The following is a 25,081-nucleotide window of genomic DNA, read 5'->3' on the forward strand; positions in this document are numbered from 1 at the left end:
CACGGCAGGACCCTAGGAGGATTTGAGTGCCACGGCCGAGCGGCTGTGGGTGCCGAGATGGTGGAAGAAGAGATTGAGCAGGACCGCGACGAGCGCTCCGGCGCTGATGCCGGAGCCCAGGACGGTCTGCGCCCAGGACGGGAATCCCGCGTAGAAGCCGGGCGCGGCGAGCGGGATGATGCCCGCGCCGAGCGCCACGGCGACCAGGATGATGTTGGAGCTGTCGTCGAGCCCGGCCTCGGAGAGCGTACGGATACCGCTCACGGCGATCGAGCCGAACAGGACGATGCCGGCACCGCCGAGCACGGGCATCGGGACGAGCGAGACGACCGCGCCGAGCACCGGGAAGACGCCGAGGATCAGCAGGGCGCCACCGGCGGTCGCGACGACGTACCGGCTCCGTACCTTCGTGAGGGAGACCACGCCGACGTTCTGCGCGAAGGCGCTCGTCGGGAAGCCGCCGAAGACCGGTCCGACGAGGGTGGCGATGCCGTCGGTGCGCAGTCCCCGGGTGATGGTCCGGCCGTCGGTGGGCCGGTCGCAGATCTCACCGAGGGCCAGCATCCCGGCGGAGGACTCCGTCATCAGGACGAGCATCACGATGCAGAGGGAGAGGATCGCGGCGGGCTGGAACTCCGGTGCGCCGAAGGCGAAGGGGGTGGGCAGCGCGGCAAGCGGAGCGGAGCGCAGCGCGGAGAAGTCCGCGAGACCGAAGGGGATGGCGGCCAAGGTACCGATCAACAGCCCCATCAGCAAGGCGACTTGCTTGAGGAAGCCACGGCCGAACCGCTGGATGGCCAGGATGACTGCCAGCGTGAAGGCGGCCAGCGCGAGATACTTCATCGCGCCGAAGTCGGCGGCGGTCTTGTCGCCGCCCTGCGCCCAGGAGACCGGGACCGGCATCAGGGTGACGCCGATGAGCGTGATGACGACGCCGGTGACGAGCGGCGGGAAGAACCGGAGCAATCTTCCGAAGAACGGACCGACGAGCAGGCAGCACACGCCTGCGACGAGCACCGCCCCGTAGATCGCCGGGAGTTGGTGACCCGGCGCGCTGGTCTCCGCGATGGCGAGCATCGGCGCGATCCCGGCGGAGGAGGCCGCGTTGACGAACGGCAGCCGGTTGCCGGCGAAGCCCCCGATGCCGAGGGTCTGCAGGATGGTGGCGCAGCCGGCGATGAGGAGGCCGGCCGCGATCAGCCGGGTCAGCCCCGCCGTGTCGAGGCCGACGGCCTGTCCGATGATGAGCGGAGGGGTGACGACACCCGCGTACATGGCGGCGATGTGCTGGAGCGCGGCGGGCAGGAGCCGCGACGGGGCAAGCTTCTCGTCCACCGGATGGATCGAACCGTCCGGCGGGGTGGGACATGGACCTTCTGCTGGAGCAGGCCCAAGTGCAGGCTGTGCCATGGGATTTCCCTCCGGCCCGGCCGGTCCCCGTCCGCTGTGGACGGACGGGAACCGGCGCGGCGCCGCGTCAGAGGTTGGTCATGTCGACCGGGATCTGCGGCTCGACGCCGTCCCGCAGCACGGTGGCTTCGATGAGCCCGTACGGACGGTCGGCCGCGAAGTAGACCTCATTGTCGTTCTTGAGGCCGAACGGCTCCAGGTCCACCAGGAAGTGGTGGTTGTTCGGCAGCGAGAACCGGATCTCGTCGATCTCGCTGCGGCTGTTGATGATGCGCGAGCCCATCTGGTACAGGGTCTGCTGGAGGGAGAGCGAGTACGTCTCCGCGAAGGCTTCGAGCATGTGCTTGCGCGCCTGCTCGTACGACTTCTCCCAGTTCGGCATGCGCGCTTCGTCGCTGGTCCAGTTGTACCGCCACCTGGCGGACACGTCGGTGGCCAGGACCCGGTCGTACGCCTCCTTGAGCGTCGTGTACTTGTCCTTGACGTAGCCCCAGAACTCGGAGTTGGTCGAGTTCATGACCGTGAGTTCCTTGAGGCCGGAGATGACCTCCCACTTCTCACCGTCGTAGGTGATCTGGGAGGTACGGGTCTCCTGGCCCTTGCGCACGAAGGAGTGCTTGACCTCGTCGGCGCCGATGAACCGGGAGTTCCCCCCGGAGGTCTCGATGCGCTCCCAGGAGTACTCCTCGATCCGGATCCGGGCGGTGTGGATCGGCTCCTGCGACGACACGAAGTGCCGGGCGAGGTGGATGCCGAACTGCTCGGCGGACTCGATGCCGTGCTCCTTGGCGAACGCGAACACCGTGTTCTTGGTGGTGTCGGTCGGCAGGACGTTCGCGTTCGAGCCGGAGTAGTGCACGTCGTCCATGTCGCCGGAGAGGGCGACCGAGACGTTCAGGTCCTTGATGTGGTGGGTGTCGCCGTCCCGCGTGATCTTGACGACGCGGTTCTCTGCTTTGCCGTACTGGTTCTGGCCGAGAATCGTGGGCATGTGTCTGCTAGCTCCCTCGGTATACGGAGTAGCCGAACGGGTTGAGCAGCAGCGGTACGTGATAGTGCTCGCCCGGGGTGACGGCGAAAGTGATCGCCACCTCGGGGAAGAACGCACCGCTGTCCCTTACGCGGGGGGCGTCCTGCTGCGCCTCGGCTTGCTTCTTGCTGGCGAAGTACGGCTCGGTCTCGAAGTCGAGCCGTACGTGGGTGGTGCCCTCCGGCAGGGCCGGCAGGTCCTTGCAGCGCCCGTCCGCATCGGTCGCGGAGCCGCCGAGGGCCACCCATTGCGCGTCGCTGCCGGTGCGGGCCGCGAGCGAGATGGCGACGTCCGCGGCGGGGCGGCCGATGCTGGTGTCCAGGATGTGGGTGGACACCGATGCGGTGGCGAAGGTGCTCAAGACCTTCACTCTCCTTCGTTGCGAGTCTTACGCGTCTTCCGTGACGAGACGGGTCAGCCTGATGCGGTTGATCTTGCCCAGTTCGGTGCGCACATGTCCGCGCTCCTCCTCGGGCGAGTTCCCGGACCGGGTCTTCAGCGCGTCGCGCATCTGCTCACCGGTGGCCCCGGTGGCACAGATCAGGAAGACGTGTCCGAACCGCTCCTGGTAGGCCAGGTTGAGTTCGAGCATTTCGGTCTTGAGCTCCTCGGTGGCGCCGGCCATCCCCCGCTGTTCGCGGGATGAGGTCGGGTCCCCGGGCTTCGGGCGGCCGATCGGCGGGTGGCCGGCCATGGCTTCGGCCAGGTCCTGCGCGTCGAGGGCCGCCGTGGCGGTGTCGCTCGCGTGGAACAGGGCTTCGGCCGTGGCGTAGGGGCGCCCGGAGAGGATCGCTCTCCCCCAGGCCGCGCTGGCACAGACCTCGTGCAGTGCTGCGGCCGCCTCGCGGTCCGCCAGGGTGTTGAACCGGGCCAGGCCCGGTGTGGAGCTCGAAGTCACGGGAGCCTCCGTGGCTGTTTTTCGCTGTGCGTCGGTCGGGCTGCGGATAGCTAACGCCCTCCACAACACCACGTCAACACTTTGTTGAAATTACGTTCATGTAAAAGGCCGTCGCCCGATGATCCGGACGACGGCCTTCCGTGACGCTGCGCGGACCGGAACCGGCCGCGGACCCAACTACTCGCTCTTGGGGCCGATATCCCTGTTCAGGTAGTTGTAGACGGTGAACCGGCTGACCCCGAGCGCCCCCGCCACCGTCTCCACACCGTGTCGTACGGAGAAGGCACCGCGTGCCTCCAGAGTCCGGACGGCCTCCTGCTTGGCCCTGCGGTCCAGCTCCGCGAGCGGCATGCCGTGCCGGCGCTCCATGGCGGCCAGGATGTGGTCCAGCGAGTCCGAGAGCTGCGGCAGCCGGACCGCTATGACGTCCAGGCCTTCCCAGGCCAGCACGACGTCGTCCGGGAGCGCCTGCTCCGGACCGAGCAGCTCGGCGCCCATGGCGTCGACGAGCGGTTTGACCGCGGCGACGAGGGGGTGGTCCGCGGGCTCGGTCACTGGGAGTCCTCCCCGATCACGTTGACCTGGAGGGAGACCCGGGTGGCACCCGATGCCAGGGCCTTGCGCAGGAGGGAGTCCACCGCGCCGAGCACCTCGTCGGCGCCGCCCTCGGCCGTGTTGCCGAAGGGGCCGACGTCCACGGCGTCCAGATCGGCCGACTGGACGACCTCGCGGGCGACGACGGCGTGCGCCGGCGCCTCGTCGAGATCGAAGGGCTCGGTGGTGAACTCCACTCTCAAGCGCACGGTGCCTCCATGGTGCGGGTCGCCGGGGCGGGAAGCCCCCGCAGCTCGGGCACGACCCTAACGGACGGCCCCCGGCGCGCCCGCCTCAGAGCGGCAGCACGCAGACCGCCGCCGGGGCGGCGAAGGGTGTGCCCACGGACTCCAGTGCGCCGCTCTCCGCGTCGACCCGGAACACCGTGACCGTGCCGGACTTCTGGTTGGCGGCCAGGAGCAGCGCCCCGTCCGGGGAGAAGGCGATGTGCCGGGGGAAGTCGCCGCCCACCGGCACGGTGTCGAGCAGTCGCAGGGTGGCCCCGTCGTCCTCGACTGCGTACCTGGTGAGGCTGTTGTGCCCCCGGTTGGCCAGGTAGGCGAAGCGGCCGTCCCCGGTGACCAGCAGCTGGGCGGGGTAGCTGGTGCCGCTGCCCGTCCCGGTGGACTGCGGGGCGCCCGGGGTCAGCACCCCGGTGGCGGGCTCGTAACCGCAGACCACGACCGTGTTGTCGAGCTCGCAGGCCAGGTAGGCGTACCGGCCGCCGGGGTGGAAGGTGAGGGCGCGCGGTCCGGCGCCGGGGCGCAGTGCGGCGTACGAGAGCTGCTCCAGGGTGCCCCGGTCCTCGTCGAGCCGGTAGGTGTACACCGTGTCGTTGCCCAGGTCGACGGCGAGGATGTGGCCGCCGTCCGGTGCGGTGATGATCTGGTGGGCGTGCGGCCCGTCCTGGCCCGGTCCGGGCGCGGGGGTGGTGTGGGCGACCAGGTCGGTGCGCTCCCCGGGGGTGCCGTCGGCGGCGAGGGGGTGCACGGCGACGCTGCCGGAGGTGTAGTTGGCGCTGAACAGCCACTTGCCGCCGGGGTGGACGGAGAGGTGGGCGGGTCCGGCGCCGCCGGTGTCGCGCGTCCCCAGCACCCGGAAGGTCCCGTCGGCGGCGAGCGCCACCGCTGTGACGCCGCCCTGCTGCTGCTCGTCGACGGCGTAGAGCGTGGCGCCGGTGGGGTGCAGCGCGAGGTACGAGGGGTTCTCGACGCCGTTGACGACGGTGCGGTCGGTGATGGTGCCGGCGGCCGGATCGTACGAGGCCACGCCGATTCCGGTGCCTCCCGGCGTCGTCGAGGTGTAGGTGCCGAGGAAGAGCGTCGCGGTCCGGCGCGCCCCCTCCCCGGTGGCGCGCGGCGCGCGCCCCGGATGGGCGGAGCGGGGCAGCGAGGGGGCGGCGGCGAGCGCGCCGCCCGCCAGGAGTGCTCCGAGAAGGGTGCGGCGGCTGGTGGGGGTGGTCATGCGAGGCACCTCGTGGGGTCGGCTGCGTCGGATGTGTCAGCCACAGTGGCCTGCCCCGGTGACCGGCGCAAGACTCGCACCGGTCATTGCGCGGGGCGCAACGCGCGTGCGCGCCGGCACGGCGTCAGCCGCCGGAGCGGGGTGCAACGCGCATGGGCGCTGCGCGGCGTTCCCCGCCGGAGCGGGGCGCAACGCATACGCGCACCGCACGGCATCAGCCGCCGGACTGGATGTCGCCTCGGGTGGACGAGGTGATCAGGTCTCCCTGGGCGAAGTCGCCCGGCGGGATCCCCGGATGGTGCCCGCCCTCGACGGGCCGCACGGCCGCGGCGGGGCCGAGGGCCAGCCGGGAGACGATCCGGTAGCGGTCGCCCCGGTAGAGCGAGTGCACGTACTCCACGGGGCAGCCGGTGGTGTCCGAGGTCAGCCGCTCGAAGAGCAGGGCGGGGGACAGCTCGGGCACGTCGAGCAGCCGGGCCTCCGCGCGGGTCACCACGGTCGGCTCGATCGCCTGGACCGCTTCGTGGACGTGCACGTCGTGGCGCTCGCGCAGGTGCTCGTAGAGGTCGCCGTCCTCCAGTTCCTGGGCGGACAGCCCCGGCACCAGCTCGGCCCTGATGTGCAGGTGCTCGATCGCCATCGGGGCGCCGTCGACCAGCCGCAGCCGGGCGACGTACACGATCTCGGCGGCCGGCGACATGCGCAGCTTGCGGCCGACCCGGGCACCGGCCTGGAGGGTGGTGAACTCCAGCAGCCGGCTCGACCAGGCGCCCGCCGCCTGCGGGACGGACAGGGCCAGGTCTGCGGAGATCAGCTCCTGGGTGATCTTCGCGGGTGCGACGAACATCCCCCGGCCGTGCTCGCGCACGAGCAGCCCGGCGGCCACCAGCTCGTCGACGGCGGCACGCAGGGTGGGCCTGGAGACGCCGAGCGTGGCGCAGAGGGACCGCTCCGAGGGGATGGCGTCACCCGGCCGGCGCGACTCGATCAGCTCCAGTACGGCGTCGCGGGCCCGTTCCCGTTTGAGCACCGTCCCCGGTGCGTCGGCGTCCATGCGATGCCCCTCCTGACACATTTCCCATTGACCAGTTGAACGACCAGTCGAACCAATCTCCCTACTGGTCAAGTGGATTGTAACCGCTGTCACGCGAATCCCGATGAGCCGATTTCCCGGAAGATCGCCAGAACCCTTTATTACCAAGGGACTTGACGACCTCATTGGTCTATGCCACCTTCATCCACCATCAAGAGGTGAGCTGTCCAGTGGGCTTCACTGGTCAGGTGGTCAGGTCCTGTTCTCCAGAGGTGAACCGTGAAGTACCGCTTGCTTGCCGGTGGGTCCGCGCTTGTGATGGCCGCCGTTCTGAGTGCGTGCAGCTCCTCGTCCGACTCCGCCGGGAAATCCGGAGACGGGCCGACGGACATCGACGTGTGGCTGATGCGCGACAGCGTCTCCGCCGAGTTCCAGAAGGAGTTCGTGAAGGGCTTCGAGGCCGCACACCCCACGATCAAGGTGCGGGTGCAGATCCAGGAGTGGGACGGCATCGGTGAGAAGATCACCGCCGCGCTGGCCAGCAACGACGCACCGGACGTCATCGAGAGCGGCAACACCCAGGTCGCACAGTTCGCCCAGAGCGGCGGACTGCTCGACCTCAGCGACAGGACCGACGAGCTGAACGGCAAGGACTGGCTCAAGGGGCTCGCGGAGCCGGGTGCGTACGAGGGCAAGCAGTACGGCATCCCGTACTACGCGGCCAACCGCGTCGTCATCTACCGCACCGACCTCTTCAAGAAGGCCGGGGTCGACGCCTCCGCGATCAAGACGCGCGAGCAGTGGCTCGCCGCCACCGCGAAGCTCAACAAGGGCGGTACCCAGGGCATCTACCTGCCCGGCCAGATGTGGTACGCGCTGGCCGGGTTCATCTGGGACGAGGGCGGCGACCTCGCCACCGAGTCCGGCGGGAAGTGGAAGGGCGCCCTGGACACCCCCGAGGCGCTGCGCGGCATGAAGTTCTACGGGCAGCTCCAGGCCCTGGGCAAGGGCCCGAGGGACTCCGACGAGGACGATCCGCCCCAGGCCGACGTCATGGCCAAGGGAGAGGTGGCCCAGGTGATCTCCACCCCGGGCGGCGCCAGCGTGGTCGTGGAGAAGAACGCGGCCCTCAAGGGGAAGCTCGGCTTCTTCCCGATCCCGGGACCGAGCGCGGACACCCCGGGCGCCGTCTTCACCGGCGGCTCCGACCTGGTGATCCCCACGGCCTCCGGCCACCAGGAAGCGGCGCTCACCTTCGTCAAGGAGCTCACCGGCGACGCCTGGCAGAAGAAGCTGGCCGTGGCCATGAGCTACGTCCCGAACCGGACGACCCTGGCCTCCGCGGTGGCGGACGACCCGGGCGCGGCGACGATGGCGGCCGGTGCGGCGAACGGCCACGCCACGCCCAACACACCCGGCTGGGCGGCCGTCGAGGCGGAGAACCCGATCAAGGACTACATGGCCGCAGTCCTCACGGGCGGCGACCCGGCGAAGGAGGCCGCCAAGGCCTCCGGCGACATCACCCGGGCCATGAACACCGCCTCCTGACCCCGCTGCCGCTCCCCGCCCGTCCCACCACCGAGAGGAGGCGCGCCGTGCCGGTCATCCGGGAACGGACCGCACCCCCCAGACCCCGGCCCCGGCCGGCACCGCCCGCCTCCGCACCCGCCCGCCGTCGGCGGCGGCGGTCCGGGGAGCCGCGCGGCCCCTGGCCGTACCTGCTGATCGCCCCCGCCGTCGGCGGCATGCTCTACCTGCTCCTCTACCCGCTGCTGCGGGCCGTGCTCATCTCGCTCCAGGACTTCAGGCTGCGCCAGCTGATCGTGGGCGACGCGGAGTTCGTCGGTCTGCGCAACTACCGGACGCTGCTGTCCGACCCGAGGTTCTGGGAGGTGGTCCGGCGCACCTTCCTGTTCATGGCGGTCAACGTCGCCCTGATCATGGTGATCGCGACACTGGTCGCCCTGATGACCGAGCGGCTCGGCCGGTTCGGGCGGGGGGTGGTCCTCAGCTCCCTGGTGCTGGCCTGGGCCATGCCGGTGATCGCGGCCACCACGGTCTTCCAGTGGCTGTTCCACTCCGAGTTCGGCATCGTCAACCGGCTGCTGACCGAGGCGGGCTTCACCTCGTTCGACCGCTACCCATGGTTCGCGCACGGCACCGCCGCCTTCTCGATCCTGGTCCTGCTGATCGTCTGGCAGTCGGTGCCGTTCGCGGCGATCACCGTCTACTCGGCCCTCACCACCGTCCCCGCGGAGCTGTACGAATCGGCCCGGCTGGACGGGGCGAGCGCCTCCCGGATCTTCCGCTCGGTCACCTTCCCGATCCTGCGGCCGATCTTCCTGCTGGTCTTCTCCCTCGAAGTGATCTGGACGTTCAAGGCGTTCGTCCAGATCTGGGTCATGACGCGCGGCGGTCCCGGTGACGCCACCACGATCCTGCCCGTCTACGCGGTACAGACCGCGCTCGCCGGACAGCGGTACGACCTGGGCTCCGCCGCCTCGATGGTCACCGTGGTCCTGATGTCCGGGGTGCTCGTCCTCTACTTCCGCCAGATGCTCCGCCAGGAGGACGAATCCCGATGAGCCTGCTGCGCCCGAGACCCCGGCGGATACCGCTGAACGCCGCCGCCGTACTGACCGTCCTGGTCTGCCTGTTCCCCGTCTACTGGATGATCGCGACCGCGTTCAAACCGTCCCGCGACATCCAGTCCACCGATCCGGACCTCTTCCCGCACACCTGGACGCTCGACCACTTCCGCACCGCCGTACAGGCCGACGGGTTCGGGATGTTCTGGCGCAACAGCCTTCTGGTGACGCTCAGTTCGATCCTGCTGGCCCTGCTGGTCGCCATCGCCTCCGCCTACGCGGTGGCCCGGATGCGCTGGAAGGGGCGGCGGCAGTTCATGCTCATGGTCTTCATCGCCCAGATGGCGCCCTGGGAGTCGCTGATCATCCCGATCTACATCATCTCCCGCGACACGGACATGCTGGACCGGCTGCCGACGCTCACGCTCGTGTACTTCATGGTCACGCTGCCGTTCTCGATCGTGGTGCTGCGCGGCTTCATCGCCACCATCCCGCCGGAGCTGGAGGAGGCCGCTCAGGTCGACGGGTGCACCAGGACCGGCGCGTTCCGCCGGGTGGCGCTGCCGCTGCTCGCGCCGGGACTGATGGCGACCTCGCTGTTCGGCTTCATCACCGCGTGGAACGAGTTCGCGTACGCCAACTTCCTGATCATCAAGCACCAGGACAGCCGCACGCTGCCGGTCTGGCTGTCGTCCTTCCAGAACACCTTCGGCACCGACTGGGGCGCCACGATGGCCGCCTCGACCCTGTTCGCCCTGCCCGCGCTGGTGGTCTTCCTGCTGCTCCAGCGCCATGTCACCTCCGGCTTCGCGGCCGGCGCCGTCAAGGGCTGACAGCCCGAGATCCGAACCCGGAGGCATCCCGTGCCCGCACCACGCCCCGAACACACGCTCGTCCCCCGGCCCAGCAAGGTGTCACCCCGCCCCGGCCGGTTCACCCTCGACCGGGAGACCACGGTCCGGGCCTTCCCAGGGGCGGAGAGCGCCGCCGACCTGCTGCGCACCCTGCTCGCCCCCGCCACCGGGCTGCCGCTCGCCCCGTCCACCGCCGGCCCGGTCGTGCTGGCGCTCGACCCGCAGCTCGGCGGTCTCGGCGAGGAGGGCTACGGGCTCACCATCGGCCCGGACGCGCTGCTGCTGCGGGCGGCCCACCTCCCCGGCCTGCTCCGGGGCGTCCAGACGATCCGTCAACTCCTGCCCGCCGAGGCGCTGTCCGACGTGGCACAGCGGGAGGAGCGGTGGCTGCTGCCCTGCGTCGAGATCAGCGACGTGCCCGCGCACCCGTGGCGCGGCTCGATGCTGGACGTCGCCCGGCACTTCCAGCCGGTCTCCTATCTGCGCCGGTACGTGGACCTGATGGCGCTGCACAAGCTCAACACCCTCCACCTCCACCTCACCGACGACCAGGGCTGGCGCATGCCCGTCCCCGCATACCCCCGGCTGACCGGCATCGGCGGCCACCGCACCCAGTCGGCGTCCGGACCGCCGGGCAGCACCCCCGAGACGTACGACGGCATCCCTCACTCGGGGGCGTACACCCGGCGGGAGCTGCGGGAGCTGGTGAGCTACGCGGCGGGCCTCGGGGTGCGGGTGATGCCGGAGATCGAGATGCCCGGCCATGTGCGCGCGGCGCTCGCCGCCCACCCCGAGCTGGGCAACGATCCCTCGCGGCGGCTGGGCGTGTGGACCCGCTGGGGCGTCTGCGACACGATCTTCGGCGTCCACGAGGAGGTCTTCGACTTCTGCCGGACGGTGCTCGAAGAGGTCATGGACGTCTTCCCGTCCCCGTACATCCACGTCGGCGGCGAGGAGTGCCCGACCACCGAGTGGGAGAACAGCCCGGCCGCCCGGGAGCGGGCCGCCGCCGAGGGACTGCCCGACGCGCGCGCCCTGCACGGCTGGTTCATGGGCCGGATCGGGGCGTTCCTGGCCGAGCAGGGCAGGCAGCCCGTCGGCTGGGCGGAGACCGGGGCCGAACTCCCTCTGGAATTCACGGTGATGACCTGGCGCTCCCCGGCCCACGCACACGCCGCCGCCCGCCGCGGCCACCACGTGATCGCCGCGCACCACCGGGCCACCTATCTCGACTACGCCCAGTCCCCCGACCCCGGCGAACCGGCGACGCAGCCGGGCCCGCCGGTCGACCTCCGGACGGTGCACGGGCACCGGCCGCTGACGGACGGCTGGGACGCGGCCGAGACCAGCAGACTCCTGGGCACCCAGGCCCAGTTGTGGACCGAGTACGCGAGCACGCCGGACCGGATCGAGTACCAGACCTACCCGCGCTTGTGCGCCCTCGCGGACCGGGCCTGGTCCGGCGGCGGCGACTGGCCCGGGTTCCTGTCGCGCCTGGCCGGGCACACGGCGCGGCTCGACGCGCTCGGCGTCCGCTACCGCCCGCTCACTCCCCGGCCGCTCGCGGCCCCCTCCCGAGGAACAGCGCCGACCCCGTAGGCACCACTCCCCCACAACCGTTCCGGAGAGGAACCGTTCATGAGATCACTCGCGAAGAGCCGGATCCGCGCGGCGGCCGCAGCCGCCGCCACCGTGGCCCTGGGCTGTACGGCGCTGGCCGCCGTCCCGTCGACGGCGAGCGCCGCCGACGGATCGCTCGCCGTGCAGTACCGCACCGGCGCCGCCGGGGCGACGGCCGACCAGAGCGAGCCCTGGCTGAAGGTGCGCAACACCGGCAGCGGGGCCGTACAGCTCAGCGACGTCAAGATCCGCTACTACTTCAAGGGCGAGGCGGCGGGCGACGCCTACCGGTTCGCCTGCTCCTGGGCGGTGAAGGGCTGCGGGAACATCACCGGGACGTTCGGCACCCTCGCCTCCCCGACCGCCACCGCCGACCGCTACCTGGAGATCGGCTTCACCGCGGGCGCGGGCTCGCTGGCACCGGGTGCCGACACGGGCGACATGCAGCTGCGCTTCTACCGGTCGAACTGGCAGCCGCTGGTGCAGAGCGACGACTACTCCTTCGGCGCGGGCGCGAGCGCGTACGGCGACTGGACGAAGGTGACGGCGCGGCTGGGCGGCACCCAGGTCTGGGGCGAGGCCCCTGCGGGCAACGGCCCGACCGACCCCACGGACCCGACTGACCCCACCGATCCGACCGATCCGCCGGACGGCGCGCCCACGCTCTTCGACGACTTCAACTACAGCGGCCACACCGACGCGCAGATAGCCGCCCACGGCTGGAGCGTTCGCTCGAACTCCGGCGGCCCCGGCGTGCCGGGGGCGACCTGGGCACCGGAGAACGTCACGTTCGCCAGCCAGGGCGGCAACTCGATCATGAACCTGGAGACGTCGACGGCGGGCAGCGGTGAGTCGACGAAGCAGACCGAGATCCTGACCCAGTCGATGAAGTTCCGCAACGGCACCTACGCGGCGCGGGTGAAGTTCAACGACGCACCGGTCTCCGGCCCCGACGGCGACCACCTCGTCCAGACCTTCTTCACCATCAACGACCTCAAGGCCCCGATGGCGGACGACTACGCGGAGTACGACTTCGAGTACCTGCCCAACGGCGGCTGGGGCGAGAGCGGCAACATCCTCTACACGACCTCGTGGGAGACCTACCGGCCCGACCCCTGGGAGGCGGTCAACGCGCACACCGAGTCCCGGCAGAGCTACGCCGGCTGGCACGACCTGGTCGTGACCATCGACAACAGCGCGATCACCTACTACATCGACGGGCAGCTGTTCGGCACGCACGGGGCGGCCTACCTGCCGGAGCGCGGGATGTCGATCAACTTCAACCAGTGGCTGATCGACCTGGCCGGGCAGACGAGCACGACGCCCCGCTCGTACGACCAGCAGGTGGACTACGTCCTGCACGTGAAGGACCAGGTCCTCACCCCGGCACAGGTGAACGCCCGGGTGAGCGCCTACCGCGCGGCGGGGACCACGTTCCAGGACACGGTTCCGGCCACCTGAGCCGGTAGCGCGAGCAGCGGGCGGGGCGGACGGGCCGACGGGCCTCCGCCCCGCCTTCCGTATGTCCGACGCGCCGGTCAGGACCACCGTGCTCCGCGGCCCGCGGTCAGCCGGAGGCGGCGTCCTGGTCGCAGGCCGACGTGCGGAACTTCTTGAGCTCCGCGAGGATCCAAGCGCGGTCGTGGGCGATCTGCTTCTCGCCTGTGCTCCAGAGGTCGGGGCTGCTCGCGTGTCCGGGGATGGCGATGAGGACGTGATCACCGGCCCGAAGGCGAGGCGAGACGTCGTGGTCCATCGGAAAGGTGATCCGGTCGGGGCCCGTTCGTGGCTTGTAGCGGCGCTCCACAGCCACTTCGATCCGGTCCTGCGTGGTCCCTGGCAAGGGGCCGGCCTGGGTGACCGTGCCCTCGACGATCAGCCGGGCGCAGGCCACGTACCCGCCCGTGGAGACCTTGCCCTCGGCGGCGTCACCGGTCGGACTCGTCCCGGTTCGGCCCACGGCGAGGAACCATGTCAGCCCCGCCACCGCACAGACGACAAGGGCCGCCACGAGACGGCCCGCCACGACGGTCCTACCTCGACGCGTCCGACGAGGCGGCCTCGACCGCTGCCGCTGTCCGGCCGCACCCCTGCCGGGGAGCCGCGCCGACTCCTGGGCGGTGAGCTCGCCGGCGATGAGGGTGAGTTCCTGGCGGAGCGCGGCGAGATCAGCGCGGGCCGCACGGTACTCGGCCATACGACCGGCGTCGGAATACGCGGCGCGGGGCATCGGTTCGTCCAGGATCGCGGCCATCAGCGGGTCCGTCTCGCCCTGGCCGCCGGCCGACATGTGTTCGGCGGTCACGTCATACCACCTCGTCCTCGTGAAGCCGTTCGCGCAGGGCACGGACGGCGGTGTGCAGCCGGCTCTTGACCGTGCCTTCCGGGATCCCGAGCTGCTGGGCGATCACCCGGACGGGCAGGTCGGCGTAGAAGCGCAGGACTAGAACCTGCCGCTGTGTCTCGGGCAGTTCGTCCAGGCCCTGGGCGACGGCGAGGGAAATGACCCGGGTGTCCTCGCCGGAGGAGGTTTCCCCCTGCCGCAGCGAGGCCAGCCGCTCGCCGAGGCGTTCTTGACGGTGCTTGGCGCGAGTCCATGGCGAGGTTGGAGGCGACGACCGCGGCCCACGCGGAGACGTTGCGCGGCGCCTCCTGGCCGCTCGCCGCCCGCTCCAACAGCCGCAGGCGGACCTGCTGCACTCCGTCCGGCAGGTCCGCCTGCGGCACCCCGCCGAGTGCGAGTACGGCCCGCACCCGGCGCTCCTGGGCCGCGTCCAGCGGATCATCGGCACCGCGGCCCGTCCCCCGGCTGCGGCTCGTCCTTCTGCGTAGCAACACGCCCTCCCCTCCCGCCTCTCCTCACCCGTTTCCCCTACGACGCCGCAGCGGTGTGGAACGTTCGGCGCGGGCGCGTACGGCGTCTGACGCGTCACGGTCTTCCGGTATCCCGCGAGCCGCCGTCGTCCGGCACTTCGACGCCCCACACCCCGGATTAGCGAACGCTGCATACGCAACGTTCGACGTTTTCCTCACACAACCAAACATCCGGGCACACCATCAAAAGGTACTGCAACTCAGCCTACAAACAGGACACTTCCGACGACCCAGCACACCATCGCTGCAGATTTGGAAAATTCGCTGTGGCGATCCAGGACCTTCGCTGGAGTGAATTCGATGGGCGTTCACGTCTCAGATAAATCCTCCGCGACATCCAGAAGAAGGAGCTCTGCCCTCATGCGGACCAGACACAGAATTGCCAGCGTGCTCACCGCGGTCGCGGCCGCCGCCGCCCTCGGAGTTCCCACGGCCGATGCCGCCGTGACCGACAACATGTACCCCACGACCAACTTCACTACGACCTGCTACGACAGCACCTCGTCTCACAGCACGTTCTGCCAGACCGACAACGCCACCCTCACGATCTACCGTCAGGGCTCCCTCACCTCGGGCGAAAAGAGCGTGATCAGTTCGGCGCTCACCGGCTACTACAGCCCCACCGACCTCGCGGTCTCCATCAAGAGCTCCGGCACATACACCGGTTCGTCGGAGACCGACATCGTCTACCAAGCAGGCGCCCTGCCGGCGACCACCATCGGGCGCACCTGGTGCGACGACGCGGTCACCGCAAGGAAGTGCGACCAGCACCATGTCCGCTTCAACGACAACACCTCGTCGATCGGCGCGATCAACAAGTCCGACGCCTGCCATGAGTCGGGGCACGCCGTCGGCCTGACCCACGGTCCGCAGGCGTCCCCGAAGCTGGGCCTCTACGACAACCGGCTCGGCTGCATGTCGTACAACGACGTGTACGGGCTGGGCAGCAACAACATCCAGAACATCAACGCCACCTACTAGTCCCGCCTGGAGCAGTCCCGTGACCCCGAGTATTCAAGCCAAACTCCTCAGCGCCCTCGCCGGCGTGGCCGCCCTGGGCGCGACCGCCTTCCTGGTCCCGCTCGCCGCCACCGACAGTCCCGAACGGCCCCATGTGATCATCGCTCAAGGCAAGGACGGCTTACCCAACAGATCGCTCATCGACTGGGTTTCCTACGGGGACCAGGTCGCGGTCGTCAACGTCACCTCGGAGGCCGAGATCCCCGCCAGTGCCGAGGAGATCGCGGCAGGCGAGGGCTACATCAGTAGGCGTGTCGCCCTGAACGTCGGCGAGGTGGTCTGGTCGCGCCCCGGCGCCCCCACCCCTCCGGCCACGCTGAGCCTGGTCGTGGACGGCTGGTCCTTCAAGGGCGACACCCGTACCGCGATAGCACTGGAACAGAGCTCGCGTCTCGAACCGGGCCACTCCTACGTGCTGTCGCTGGCCCGACTCTCCGACGGAACCTGGTCAGCGATCGGCTCCCAGGCAGCGCTGCCGTACGACAGCGAAACGATCGGCGCGGGTGAGTACCAGGGCCAGACCGTAACCGCAAAGCAGTTCGGCGCGGCCGTGAAGACGGACGACGACAAGCCGAAGGGCGGGGGCCTCTCCCCTACCGGCGCCGAGGTGATCATGCAATCCGTCGCCGAGCTCACCGTCGGCAAGCCGGCGGACTACGTTGGAACCCTGCTGGCCACCACCGACCCCGACCCGCTGGCCGAGGCCAACTTCGACCTCGACCCGATTGCCCGGTTCGACACCGTCGCCGGTGTCTACGAACCCGCCAAGACCTTCTGCTCAATCGCCGCACCCCTCGCCCTCTCCGAAGCGAGTCAGCTCACCTCAAACGAGCTGGGCGACATCCTGGGCCAGCTCGTCGCCGAGGAGAACGGAGAGGATGCCACAGACCTCGGCGTCCTGGCCGCGTACCACAACGGTGACAGCGGCCTGGCATCCCGGGCCGACACCGTCCGCCCCGGGGTCATCACGAACATTGAGAGCCAGTGCGGGATCGAGGTGGGCAACCTGGCGCCCACCTCCACGGCGTCGCAGGAGTGACAGCCGTCTGACCCGTGGCACCTGACGCACCGCAATCGCCCCCGTCCTCCGGGACGGGGGCGATCAGGCGTGGCGGGCAGGGCTCGGGGACAGCACCCGCGCCTCCGCATCGATTTGCCAACAAGGTGTCGGGTAACGTCGTCGAACTTCTTGGCGCCACTCAACAACGGACTCAGGAAGCCGCGTCCAGCGGCGCGAGATCCGCACCCTGAACCGCCACCAGCACGGCCTCGGCCGGGGTCTTCCCCGCCGCCACGGCGACGGCCGGCGCGATGCCCTCGACCTCATAGACGGCCACCTTCTCCGGCACTTCCGCGCCGTCGGCCCCACCCGATTCGTCGCACCCGGGCAGCAGGCCAGTACCGAGGCTTTCGCCGACTGTGAACTTCCGGTCGGTCGTGGACCGCCCCCTCACGTCGAGGTAGGACCGCCCTTCGTACTTCACGACGTACGCGCACTTCTCCTCGGACACGCCGCCCGCCTCAAGACCCCCGTCGCAACCGCCGGCCATCAAGGCCACGGCCCCGACCAGAGCCCCTGCCCACCTACGCGTCTGCGGCTTTGCTCGCATCTTCCGCCCTCCTGTCTCTCCGGCACCACCGGCGGCCCCTCGGCCCCTCAGTGACACGACGGAGCAGCCCCCCTCTTCGTTCAGCCTCGCCGTCAGCACGATGACCCCGCCAGGCGGGCGGACGGATCCGTCGGCGGAATTTCGCAATTCCGGGCACCCCCTTGACAGCGAACCCACCCTCCAGGCAATCTTCCGTTAAGCAGAAACTAACTTCCGCAATACGGAAGGAGCGCCGAAACCCTCATGGGCTACCCGGACCAGCGCTTCGATGTAAACCTTTCGATCCTCTTCACGGAACTCCCGCTCCTGGAGCGTCCTGCGGCAGCCGCCGCGGCGGGCTTCACGGCGGTCGAGCTGTGGTGGCCCTGGATCGAGACCCCCACGCCTCCGCAGGCCGAACTCGACGCCCTCAAGAAGGCGCTCGACGACGCGGGCACCGAGCTGGTGGGGCTGAACTTCTACGCCGGACAGCTGCCCGGCCCCGACCGGGGCGCGCTCTCCGTGCCCGGCACGGAGTCGGACCGCTTCCGCGCCAACATCGAGGTGGCGGCCGACTTCGCCGCCTCGGTGGGCTGCAAGGCGCTCAACGCGCTCTACGGCAACCGGATCGACGGGGTGGACCCCGGCGTCCAGGACGAACTCGCCCTGGAGAACCTGGTACTCGCCGCCCGCGCGGCGGACCGGATCGGGGCGATCCTGCTGATCGAGACCCTGAACGCGCCGGAGTCGCCCCGCTACCCGCTGGTCAGCGCACCGGCCGGGATCGAGGTCGTCGACCGGGTCAACGCCGCGACGGGCCTCGGCAACGCCAAGTTCCTGATGGACCTGTACCACCTGTCGATGAACGGCGAGGACCTCAGCGAGGTCATCACCGCGTACGCCGGCAAGACCGGTCACGTCCAGATCGCGGACAACCCGGGGCGCGGCGCGCCCGGCACCGGCGCGCTCCCCCTGGAACAGCTTCTGGACGAGCTGGCGAAGGCCGGTTACGACGGCTGGGTCGGTCTGGAGTACAAGCCGGGCGACCGGCCGAGCGCCGAGTCCGTCGAGTGGCTCCCGGCCACCGCGAGGCCCGCCCGCCGATAGCGGCGGACCGTCACTCGTACACACGTTTATCGGAAGGCACCCTCATGAGCAACAACCTCCCCAAGGTTGCGTGGATCGGGCTCGGCATCATGGGTTCGCCCATGTCCGAGAACCTGATCAAGGCCGGTTACGACGTCACCGGTTACACCCTGGAGCAGGACAAGGTCGACCGGCTGGCCGCGGCCGGCGGCACCGGCGCCTCCTCGATCGCCGAGGCGGTCAAGGACGCGGACGTGGTCATCACGATGGTGCCCGCCTCCCCGCAGGTCGAGGCCATCGCGTACGGCTCCGACAGCATCCTGGAGAACGCGAAGCGCGGCGCACTGCTGATCGACATGTCCTCGATCACCCCGCAGACCTCCGTGGACCTCGCGAAGAACGCCGCCGCGAAGGGCATCCGCGTGCTGGACGCCCCCGTCTCCGGCGGCGAGGCCGGCGCGATCGAGGCCGTGCTGTCCATCATGGTGGGCGGCGAGCAGGCCGACTTCGACGCCGCCAAGCCGGTGCTGGACGCGCTGGGCAAGACCATCGTGCTCTGCGGTCCGCACGGCTCGGGCCAGACGGTGAAGGCGGCCAACCAGCTGATCGTCGCGGTCAACATCCAGGCCTGCGCCGAGGCCGTCGTCTTCCTGGAGAAGTCCGGGGTCGACCTCAACGCCGCGCTCGACGTCCTCAACGGCGGACTGGCCGGCTCGACCGTGCTGACCCGCAAGAAGGCCAACTTCCTGAACCGGGACTTCGCCCCCGGCTTCCGGATCGACCTGCACCACAAGGACATGGGCATCGTCACGGACGCCGCCCGCAATGTGGGCGCCGCGCTGCCGGTCGGCGGAGTCGTCGCCCAGCTCGTCGCCTCGCTGCGCGCGCAGGGTGACGGCGGCCTGGACCACTCTGCGCTGCTGCGCTCGGTCGAGCGCCTGTCCGGCCAGCCCGTCCAGGACTGACCGACTGATGCGGCCGGGCCCCGTGCGGGCCCGGCCGGCACCACCCCGCCGGGTGACCTCCTCCCCGACCCACAGACTTCCGGGCGGCGCCGGCGCTGACACCTGTCCTGTCGCGCCCAGGCGTCGACGCCGCCCGGAACACCTCTCGCCATCCCCGCCACCACGAATTTCAACAAACTGTTGACGTCGGGTTCGGAGCGTACTTACGCTCCTGGAGCCCCCATGCCGTCGCAGTTCAGCAGCCCGTACGGAAGGTCGCCCCGACACCATGACGCAGCGTGTGCTTACGACCGAGTCAGGCGCCCCGGTCGCCGACAACCAGAACTCCGCCACCGCCGGCGTCGGTGGCCCGATCCTCCTCCAGGACGGTCACCTCCTGGAGAAGCTCGCCCGCTTCAACCGGGAGCGCATCCCGGAGCGCGTGGTGCACGCCCGCGGCTCCGGCGCGTACGGCTACTTCGAGGTGACCGACGACGTCACCGGCTTCACCCGCGCCGACTTCCTCTCCGAGGTGGGCAAGCGCACCGAGACGTTCATCCGCTTCTCCACGGTCGCCGACTCGCTCGGCGGCGCGGACGCCGTGCGCGACCCGCGCGGATTCGCCCTCAAGTTCTATACGGACGAGGGCAATTACGACCTGGTCGGCAACAACACCCCGGTGTTCTTCATCAAGGACCCGATCAAGTTCCCCGACTTCATCCACCCCCAGAAGCGCGACCCGTTCACGGGCCGTCAGGAGCCGGACAACGTATGGGACTTCTGGGCGCACGCCCCCGAGGCGACGCACCAGGTGACCTGGCTGATGGGCGACCGGGGCATCCCGGCCTCGTACCGCCACATGAACGGCTACGGCTCGCACACCTACCAGTGGACGAACGCGGCGGGCGAGGCCTTCTTCGTCAAGTACCACTTCAAGACCAACCAGGGCGTACGTTCGCTCTCCGCAGACCAGGCCGCCGAGCTCGTCGGCAAGGACGCCAGCTCCCACCAGACGGACCTGCTCCAGGCGATCGAGCGCGGCATGAACCCGTCCTGGACCCTGCACGTCCAGGTGATGCCGGCCGCCGACGCTGCGGACTACCGGTTCAACCCGTTCGACCTGACCAAGGTGTGGCCGCACAGCGACTACCCGCTCCAGCGCGTCGGCCGGCTGGTCCTGGACCGCAACCCGGACAACGTGTTCGCCGAGGTCGAGCAGGCCGCGTTCTCCCCGAACAACTTCGTGCCCGGCATCGGCCCGTCCCCTGACAAGATGCTCCAGGGCCGCCTGTTCGCCTACGCGGACGCGCACCGCTACCGCCTCGGCGTCAACCACACCCAGCTTCCGGTGAACGCCCCGCGCACCGCCGTCGTCGACAACTACGGCCGCGACGGCCTCCACGCCACCCGCTACGGCTCCCGCCACGACAAGAACTACGAGCCCAACTCGTACGCGGGCCCGGCTCAGACGGACTCCGCCTTCTCCGCCCCGCTGGCCGTCCAGGGCTGGACCGGCACCCACGAGGCGCCCGCCCACAACAAGGACGACGACTTCTTCCAGGCGGGCGAGCTGTACCGGCTGATGTCGGCCGACGAGAAGGACCGGCTGATCGCCAACATCGCGGGCGGCCTGTCGCAGGTCACCCGCGACGACGTGATCGAGAAGAACCTGGCCCACTTCCACGCGGCCGACACCGACTACGGCAAGCGCGTGGAGGAGGCGGTCCGCGCCCTGCGCGAGGACTAGCTTCCCCAAGGCCCTGCCCGCATGCTGCGCCCGCCCGGATGAGGGGTTGCGCGGAGTGCGGGCAGGACGAGGCCGCGGCGGTTGTGCGACGCCAGTGCGGTGGTGCGGGTGGAGGTCCCGTCTCCTGACCTGAAGGAGCCGGAACCCTCCGCCCCCGTCGCCCACCGCCGCGGCCCCTGTCATTCCCTGAACCAGGGCGTGGAGTACGGATTACGGTCCCGTACTCCACGCCCTTTTCGCGATGGATTCCGTGGCCTCCAGCAGCACGGCGGTGCTTGCCCCGGGATCGTGGTTCATGGTGAGCGCCTGGTGGGGAAGCTGGGTCAGGTGACCGACGAGGTCCCGGGCGGACGTCTCGGGCGGCAGGAGTCCGAAGACGTCCGGGTACCGGTCCTCCGTGGCGGAGCTGAAGAAGTCGGCGTCGGTCACACCTCGGGCCGCTGCGGTCAACGCGGGGACGGCATCCGGAGCGATTTCCGGGAAGAGGATTCCGACAACGTGCCCTCCGGTGGCCGGCGTCAGCCCGAGCCAGGTCTCCAGCTGGTCGGGGAAGAACTGCGGCTTCATCTCGGCTCCCGACGCCTTCCACAGCGCGGTGCGGTCACCGGCGAGGAGCGCGTCGGTCACCGCCTGCTTCTGGGTGGGATGCATCTGCTCACCGGCCCGGACACGGGTGCGCACAGGCTCGTACCACCCGAGGGCATCGAGCAGCCCGAAGCCGATGGCCGCCGCGCTCGGCCAGGGCAGAACGCGGATAACCTCGCCGTCGAAGCGAGCGAACACCCGGTCGTTGGCCAGGAGACGGAGGCCGGTACGGGCGAGCAGAAACCCGGTGGTCGTCTTCCCGGCTCCCTTGTTGCCGACGGCGAGGAGTGTTGCACCGCTGGTGGAGCGGGTGACGGCCGACGCATGAAGGATCTGCCAACCGTCGGAGAGAAGTTGGCCCCTGACAACCTCCCTGGCCAGGCGGGCAGTAGCGGTGGCAACGGCCGTCTCCTCGACACCGACGATGCGCATGCGCCCGACGGCCGGGTCCCATGCGTAGGACAGCCCGTCGTCCGGCTGCGTAACCATGACGAGTCCGGTCGCGTCGCGGGTGACCAGCATCGGGGCGGTGGCGTACGTGACCTCCTCCGGTCCCCGGGCCAGCACGCGTGCTCCGAGCTCGGCGTGCTGTTCCTCGTCGACATCGGCACGGATCACCGGACCGGTGGCCGTATCTGGGTCGACGTCCACAGCCGTCCACCACAGGCCCAGGTACCTGCTGACCCAGTCGGTGACGGCCGAGGTCTGGCTGATGACGGTGACCGATTAGTCGTCGGCCGTCTTGATGCGGGTCGCGAAGGTCATGACGCGGACATCTCCTTAAGTGTGTGCAGCGTGTCCGCGAGGAGAAGAGCGTCGTCGGCATCCAGGTAGTCGAAGCGGATGCGGTTGCCGCCGTGCCGGCCCCGGCAATGCCCGCAGGTGGGTACCGACTCGACGAGCAGCACCGGGCCGGTCGCGGAGATCACCCGCTCCAGTTCCCGGGCGAACCGCTCGTGGTCGTGCCATTCCCCGAGGTCGAGATTACACAGAACCGACTCGTCACCCCCGAGACTGCGGTACAGCAGCGTGGCCGCCTCTGTATCGAGCATGCCGATGTCGATGAGAGTCCGGTCCCCCATGGCCTGGATGTCCACATGCCGCTCGGCGCCGATGTGCGCCAGCGCGCGATGCAGCTGCAATGCCGCGTTCTGCACCTCGGTGAGACGGGCCTCGAACAGCCTCCCGAGGGCCCGGACTTCTTGTTCCGAAGGCAGGAGGAGAAGCAACTCGTGGCCGGGCCAGGGCAGGGGCTGTTCGGAACGTGCCACCTCCACCGCAATGCCTTCGGCGAGCAAGCGGGCCTGCACGTTTCCGTGCGTCCAGGGATGGGCGGTCGAGGGAGTCAACCTCAGGCGGTAGCCACCCGGCGCCCCGCCCTCCTCCAGCTCGAAGCCGAGACCGGCGTATTCCAGGACAAGCTTCAGCGCGCGAGCGGCGGCCATCGCGGTCGTCGCGGCGGAATCCCCGGCCGCAGCCATCAGCGAGTTCGTCATCAGATAGTCCTCGTAGGGTAGGTCGAGCGCCTGCTTGTGGTTTCACTCGCCCGGGCCGCATCCCGCAGGGCCTCGGCTCGTCGACTTCCGTACGGAGCCGCGGGCAACGATCTGCGTGGGCGAAAGACATTCGGTCGGCGCGCTCAGAGTTCTTTGATGCCGACGAGTACGCGACCGATCAAGTTGGGGACGGCCCGTGCGTCCCCTGACGCCCGGAGGTCATCCGTTGCGGGCCGGCCCGGAGACGACACAGAAGCGTTGCGCCCCTCATCCGGGCTCGTGGAAGCGAGTGCGATCTCCGCCCACACCACTTTGCCCGGCATGCCACGGGCCGGGTAGTAACCCCAGGCCCTGCTCATGACCGCCACGATGAAGATTCCGCGCCCGCCCATCGCGTCAACGCCGACCTCCTTCAGGACGGGCGGCCTCATATCGCGGTCCCACACCGAAAGCCTGACGGCGCCGGGCACGGCCTCCAATAGCAGCTCGAAGGTCTGCACGGTGCTCTGCGACGAGAGCGGAAGCGCAGGCGCCGCGCCTTCTTCCGAGTGCCGCACGGCGTTGGTCGCCAGCTCCGACGCCAGGAGCTTCGCCGTCTCGACGATGTCGGAGGACACGCCCCAGCCCAAGAGAACATCGGCAGTGTGCAGCCGCGCCAGAGCCACGGCATTGGGCGTATCCGCCAACGCGAGCCGGCTGCTCCGGATCTGTCTATGGGGCATGACGAGCCTCCTGCTTCAGGGGTGGAACAAGCCGTCACCAGCCGCTCACAAAGAGTGGCCGACGTCTAGATAACTCCGCATCATCAGGGGCTAGTTAGGGCGTTCAGGTGCTTGCTCGACGGACTCACCTAGGGCGTTTTGGCCTTTCCTTTACCTGGCCAGCCAAGAGCACGGCGGCTACCGTGCCCGCATGGACGCGATCCGCAACACCGTCCTTGAGGCGTGGATGACCGAGCATGGGTACAGCTCCAACAGCCTGGCCGATGCCGTCAACAGTGCTGTTGAGAAACTGACGGGACGTATAGGCGGGCTCGACGGTTCATCGATTCGGGCGTGGAAGGCAGGCCGCGTCACTTGGCCGAAGTCAGCAACCCGTACCGCACTTGAGAACGTCACTGGACTACCCGCCGTCGCCTTGGGGTTCGTACCACGGAGCCGGCCGCCGTCCACACCAGCGTCATCACAGCAGGAGGAGCCTGACATGAAGCGCCGCACCCTCATCGGCGGGATCGCTGTGGCAGCAGCCGCAGCAGCAACCCCAACGACCGCGTCACCGCGCAGGATCGGCATGAGCGACGTCAACCGGCTGAACAAGCGCTTCGCCGAGATCATCGCCAGCGATCACCGCCACGGCGGGCAACCCCGCATCGAGGAACAGGCCGCCGCCCTCGCCGACGAGGCACTCAACCTCCAGAGCGCGGGCAGTGCTACTCAGCGAGTGCGTAGCGGCCTGTACGCCTCTGGAGCCGCATTCCGCTCGTCTGCGATGTGGGCGGCCATCGACGGCCGACGCTACGATGCCGCGAAGGCGCACATGCGCGAGGCCCAGGCCCTCGCGGAGATGTCTGGAGATCAGGCAATCAAATTCCGTATCTGGAGTCACGCGGGAACCATGTACCGCCACATGGGCCGCCCCGCCGACGCAATCGCCGCCAACGACGTCGCCCGCAACCTGCACCTGACCCGCCGGGACCCACTTTTCGCCTGTTTGGGGCACGCCCGCCACGCGGCCACCCTCGGCGTCACCGGAGACGCAACAGCCGTAAAGCACACTCTCGGCTGCGCCCGGGACGCATTCGAACGTGCTGATCCTGATCTCGATCGTCCAGCGTGGATCGCCGGTGTTCGCAACGGCGCCGAACTTGAGACGCTTGCGCTATCGGCATACTTCCGCCTCGGAAGCTTCGAGCAGGCTGAGTCACACGCCCATCGAAGCCTGGCCCTCCTTCCCCCTCAGACCCAGCGTGACCGCGCGATCAATACCTCCCGGCTCGCACAGGCCCAACTTGGTCAGGGTGCGCCTGACGCCGCTACGGCCACCGCGATGAGCGTGCCTGCCGCCGTGGCCACCCAGCACGCCCGGGTCACGCGCATGCTGCGGGAGTTCGGGATTGCTTTGCGCACCTCCGTACCGGGCAGTTCTGCCGTGAATGCCTGGAGCGAGCACACCGCCTCCTGGAGGGTGGCCGCATGAGCATGCGGCCTGCTGCCAACCCGGCGCTGTCGGTGCCACCCCCAGCGACCTGA

Annotated in this window: 24 protein-coding genes and 1 pseudogene; 11 read left to right on the forward strand and 14 right to left on the reverse strand. The window is 69.6% G+C overall.

The features are described 5' to 3' along the window. Nucleotides 1-12 precede the first annotated feature (12 nt). The 8 genes from ACZ601_RS05255 to ACZ601_RS05290 all read right to left on the reverse strand — a co-directional run bounded on the left by ACZ601_RS05255 (nt 13) and on the right by ACZ601_RS05290 (nt 6,450). Entirely contained in the window at nt 13-1,410 is a 1,398-nt protein-coding gene (locus ACZ601_RS05255) for a nucleobase:cation symporter-2 family protein (RefSeq protein WP_469533159.1), read from the reverse strand. Nucleotides 1,411-1,477: 67 nt separating this feature from the next. Then, nucleotides 1,478-2,401: a factor-independent urate hydroxylase gene (gene pucL, locus ACZ601_RS05260; protein WP_440573216.1), complete on the reverse strand. Its 924-nt coding sequence runs from the start codon at nt 2,399-2,401 to the stop codon at nt 1,478-1,480. A gap of 7 nt (nt 2,402-2,408) precedes the next feature. After that, nucleotides 2,409-2,801, reverse strand: a complete 393-nt coding sequence (gene uraH / locus ACZ601_RS05265) for a hydroxyisourate hydrolase (protein ID WP_073735067.1) — start codon at nt 2,799-2,801, stop codon at nt 2,409-2,411. Nucleotides 2,802-2,828: 27 nt separating this feature from the next. Continuing rightward, nucleotides 2,829-3,338: a 2-oxo-4-hydroxy-4-carboxy-5-ureidoimidazoline decarboxylase gene (gene uraD, locus ACZ601_RS05270; RefSeq protein ID WP_469533162.1), complete on the reverse strand. Its 510-nt coding sequence runs from the start codon at nt 3,336-3,338 to the stop codon at nt 2,829-2,831. Nucleotides 3,339-3,515: 177 nt separating this feature from the next. Further along, on the reverse strand, nt 3,516-3,893 hold the full coding sequence (locus ACZ601_RS05275; protein WP_073735065.1) for a helix-turn-helix domain-containing protein: 378 nt from the start codon (nt 3,891-3,893) through the stop codon (nt 3,516-3,518). Then, nucleotides 3,890-4,141, reverse strand: coding sequence for a YkoF family thiamine-binding protein (locus ACZ601_RS05280; protein WP_440573218.1), 252 nt, complete (start codon nt 4,139-4,141; stop codon nt 3,890-3,892). The genes ACZ601_RS05275 and ACZ601_RS05280 overlap by 4 nt, the downstream gene beginning before the upstream one ends. 85 nt (nt 4,142-4,226) lie before the next feature. Continuing rightward, entirely contained in the window at nt 4,227-5,396 is a 1,170-nt protein-coding gene (locus ACZ601_RS05285) for a lactonase family protein (protein ID WP_469533166.1), read from the reverse strand. A gap of 214 nt (nt 5,397-5,610) precedes the next feature. Beyond that, nucleotides 5,611-6,450, reverse strand: a complete 840-nt coding sequence (locus ACZ601_RS05290; RefSeq protein WP_311302373.1) for a GntR family transcriptional regulator — start codon at nt 6,448-6,450, stop codon at nt 5,611-5,613. A 258-nt stretch (nt 6,451-6,708) separates the two neighbouring features. On the opposite strand from ACZ601_RS05290, the gene ACZ601_RS05295 reads away from it, so the two are divergent. The 5 genes from ACZ601_RS05295 to ACZ601_RS05315 are packed head-to-tail and all read left to right on the forward strand — an operon-like array spanning nt 6,709 to nt 12,952. Further along, complete coding sequence (locus tag ACZ601_RS05295; protein WP_469533169.1) at nt 6,709-7,977, forward strand: extracellular solute-binding protein; 1,269 nt, start codon at nt 6,709-6,711, stop codon at nt 7,975-7,977. Nucleotides 7,978-8,024: 47 nt separating this feature from the next. Next, nucleotides 8,025-9,014: a carbohydrate ABC transporter permease gene (locus ACZ601_RS05300; RefSeq protein ID WP_469533171.1), complete on the forward strand. Its 990-nt coding sequence runs from the start codon at nt 8,025-8,027 to the stop codon at nt 9,012-9,014. Beyond that, nucleotides 9,011-9,850, forward strand: a complete 840-nt coding sequence (locus ACZ601_RS05305) for a carbohydrate ABC transporter permease (protein WP_440575602.1) — start codon at nt 9,011-9,013, stop codon at nt 9,848-9,850. Before ACZ601_RS05300 ends, ACZ601_RS05305 begins: the two co-directional genes overlap by 4 nt. Nucleotides 9,851-9,880: 30 nt before the next feature. Then, complete coding sequence (locus ACZ601_RS05310) at nt 9,881-11,470, forward strand: beta-N-acetylhexosaminidase (protein WP_469533174.1); 1,590 nt, start codon at nt 9,881-9,883, stop codon at nt 11,468-11,470. Nucleotides 11,471-11,509: 39 nt separating this feature from the next. Beyond that, nucleotides 11,510-12,952 (forward strand): cellulose binding domain-containing protein, encoded by a 1,443-nt coding sequence (locus ACZ601_RS05315; RefSeq protein WP_469533177.1) that lies wholly within the window; start codon nt 11,510-11,512, stop codon nt 12,950-12,952. A 106-nt stretch (nt 12,953-13,058) separates the two neighbouring features. On the opposite strand, the gene ACZ601_RS05320 is transcribed toward ACZ601_RS05315, so the two are convergent. After that, on the reverse strand, nt 13,059-13,796 hold the full coding sequence (locus ACZ601_RS05320) for a hypothetical protein (protein WP_469533180.1): 738 nt from the start codon (nt 13,794-13,796) through the stop codon (nt 13,059-13,061). Nucleotide 13,797: 1 nt separating this feature from the next. Then, nucleotides 13,798-14,326 (reverse strand): annotated as a pseudogene (locus ACZ601_RS05325) (sigma-70 family RNA polymerase sigma factor). Nucleotides 14,327-14,725: 399 nt separating this feature from the next. On the opposite strand from ACZ601_RS05325, the gene ACZ601_RS05330 reads away from it, so the two are divergent. After that, nucleotides 14,726-15,346, forward strand: a complete 621-nt coding sequence (locus tag ACZ601_RS05330; protein ID WP_469533182.1) for a hypothetical protein — start codon at nt 14,726-14,728, stop codon at nt 15,344-15,346. Nucleotides 15,347-15,365: 19 nt separating this feature from the next. Next, nucleotides 15,366-16,424, forward strand: coding sequence for a hypothetical protein (locus ACZ601_RS05335; protein ID WP_469533185.1), 1,059 nt, complete (start codon nt 15,366-15,368; stop codon nt 16,422-16,424). 172 nt (nt 16,425-16,596) lie between these two features. Here ACZ601_RS05335 and ACZ601_RS05340 read toward each other — a convergent pair whose 3' ends face one another. Continuing rightward, a complete protein-coding gene (locus ACZ601_RS05340) occupies nt 16,597-16,896 on the reverse strand; it encodes a DUF6281 family protein (protein WP_469533188.1) in 300 nt (99 codons plus the stop codon). Between the two features lie 342 nt (nt 16,897-17,238). On the opposite strand from ACZ601_RS05340, the gene ACZ601_RS05345 reads away from it, so the two are divergent. The 3 genes from ACZ601_RS05345 (at nt 17,239) to ACZ601_RS05355 (ending at nt 20,751) form a co-directional block, all read left to right on the forward strand. Next, a complete protein-coding gene (locus ACZ601_RS05345) occupies nt 17,239-18,081 on the forward strand; it encodes a TIM barrel protein (protein WP_469533191.1) in 843 nt (280 codons plus the stop codon). A 44-nt stretch (nt 18,082-18,125) separates the two neighbouring features. Then, a complete protein-coding gene (locus ACZ601_RS05350) occupies nt 18,126-19,025 on the forward strand; it encodes a 2-hydroxy-3-oxopropionate reductase (protein ID WP_469533194.1) in 900 nt (299 codons plus the stop codon). A gap of 268 nt (nt 19,026-19,293) precedes the next feature. After that, nucleotides 19,294-20,751: a catalase gene (locus ACZ601_RS05355; protein WP_469533197.1), complete on the forward strand. Its 1,458-nt coding sequence runs from the start codon at nt 19,294-19,296 to the stop codon at nt 20,749-20,751. Nucleotides 20,752-20,961: 210 nt separating this feature from the next. Here the strand turns inward: ACZ601_RS05355 and ACZ601_RS05360 are convergent, their stop codons facing one another. The 3 genes from ACZ601_RS05360 to ACZ601_RS05370 form a co-directional block, all read right to left on the reverse strand. Beyond that, nucleotides 20,962-21,987: a phosphoenolpyruvate carboxykinase (ATP) gene (locus ACZ601_RS05360; protein ID WP_469533199.1), complete on the reverse strand. Its 1,026-nt coding sequence runs from the start codon at nt 21,985-21,987 to the stop codon at nt 20,962-20,964. A 110-nt stretch (nt 21,988-22,097) separates the two neighbouring features. Next, nucleotides 22,098-22,832 (reverse strand): hypothetical protein, encoded by a 735-nt coding sequence (locus tag ACZ601_RS05365; protein WP_469533202.1) that lies wholly within the window; start codon nt 22,830-22,832, stop codon nt 22,098-22,100. Between the two features lie 143 nt (nt 22,833-22,975). Further along, nucleotides 22,976-23,554, reverse strand: a complete 579-nt coding sequence (locus tag ACZ601_RS05370; protein WP_469533204.1) for an ATP-binding protein — start codon at nt 23,552-23,554, stop codon at nt 22,976-22,978. Nucleotides 23,555-23,744: 190 nt separating this feature from the next. On the opposite strand from ACZ601_RS05370, the gene ACZ601_RS05375 reads away from it, so the two are divergent. After that, entirely contained in the window at nt 23,745-25,028 is a 1,284-nt protein-coding gene (locus tag ACZ601_RS05375) for an XRE family transcriptional regulator (protein ID WP_469533207.1), read from the forward strand. Nucleotides 25,029-25,081: the final 53 nt, after the last annotated feature.

It is taken from the genome of Streptomyces sp. NPDC104307 (assembly GCF_055584045.1).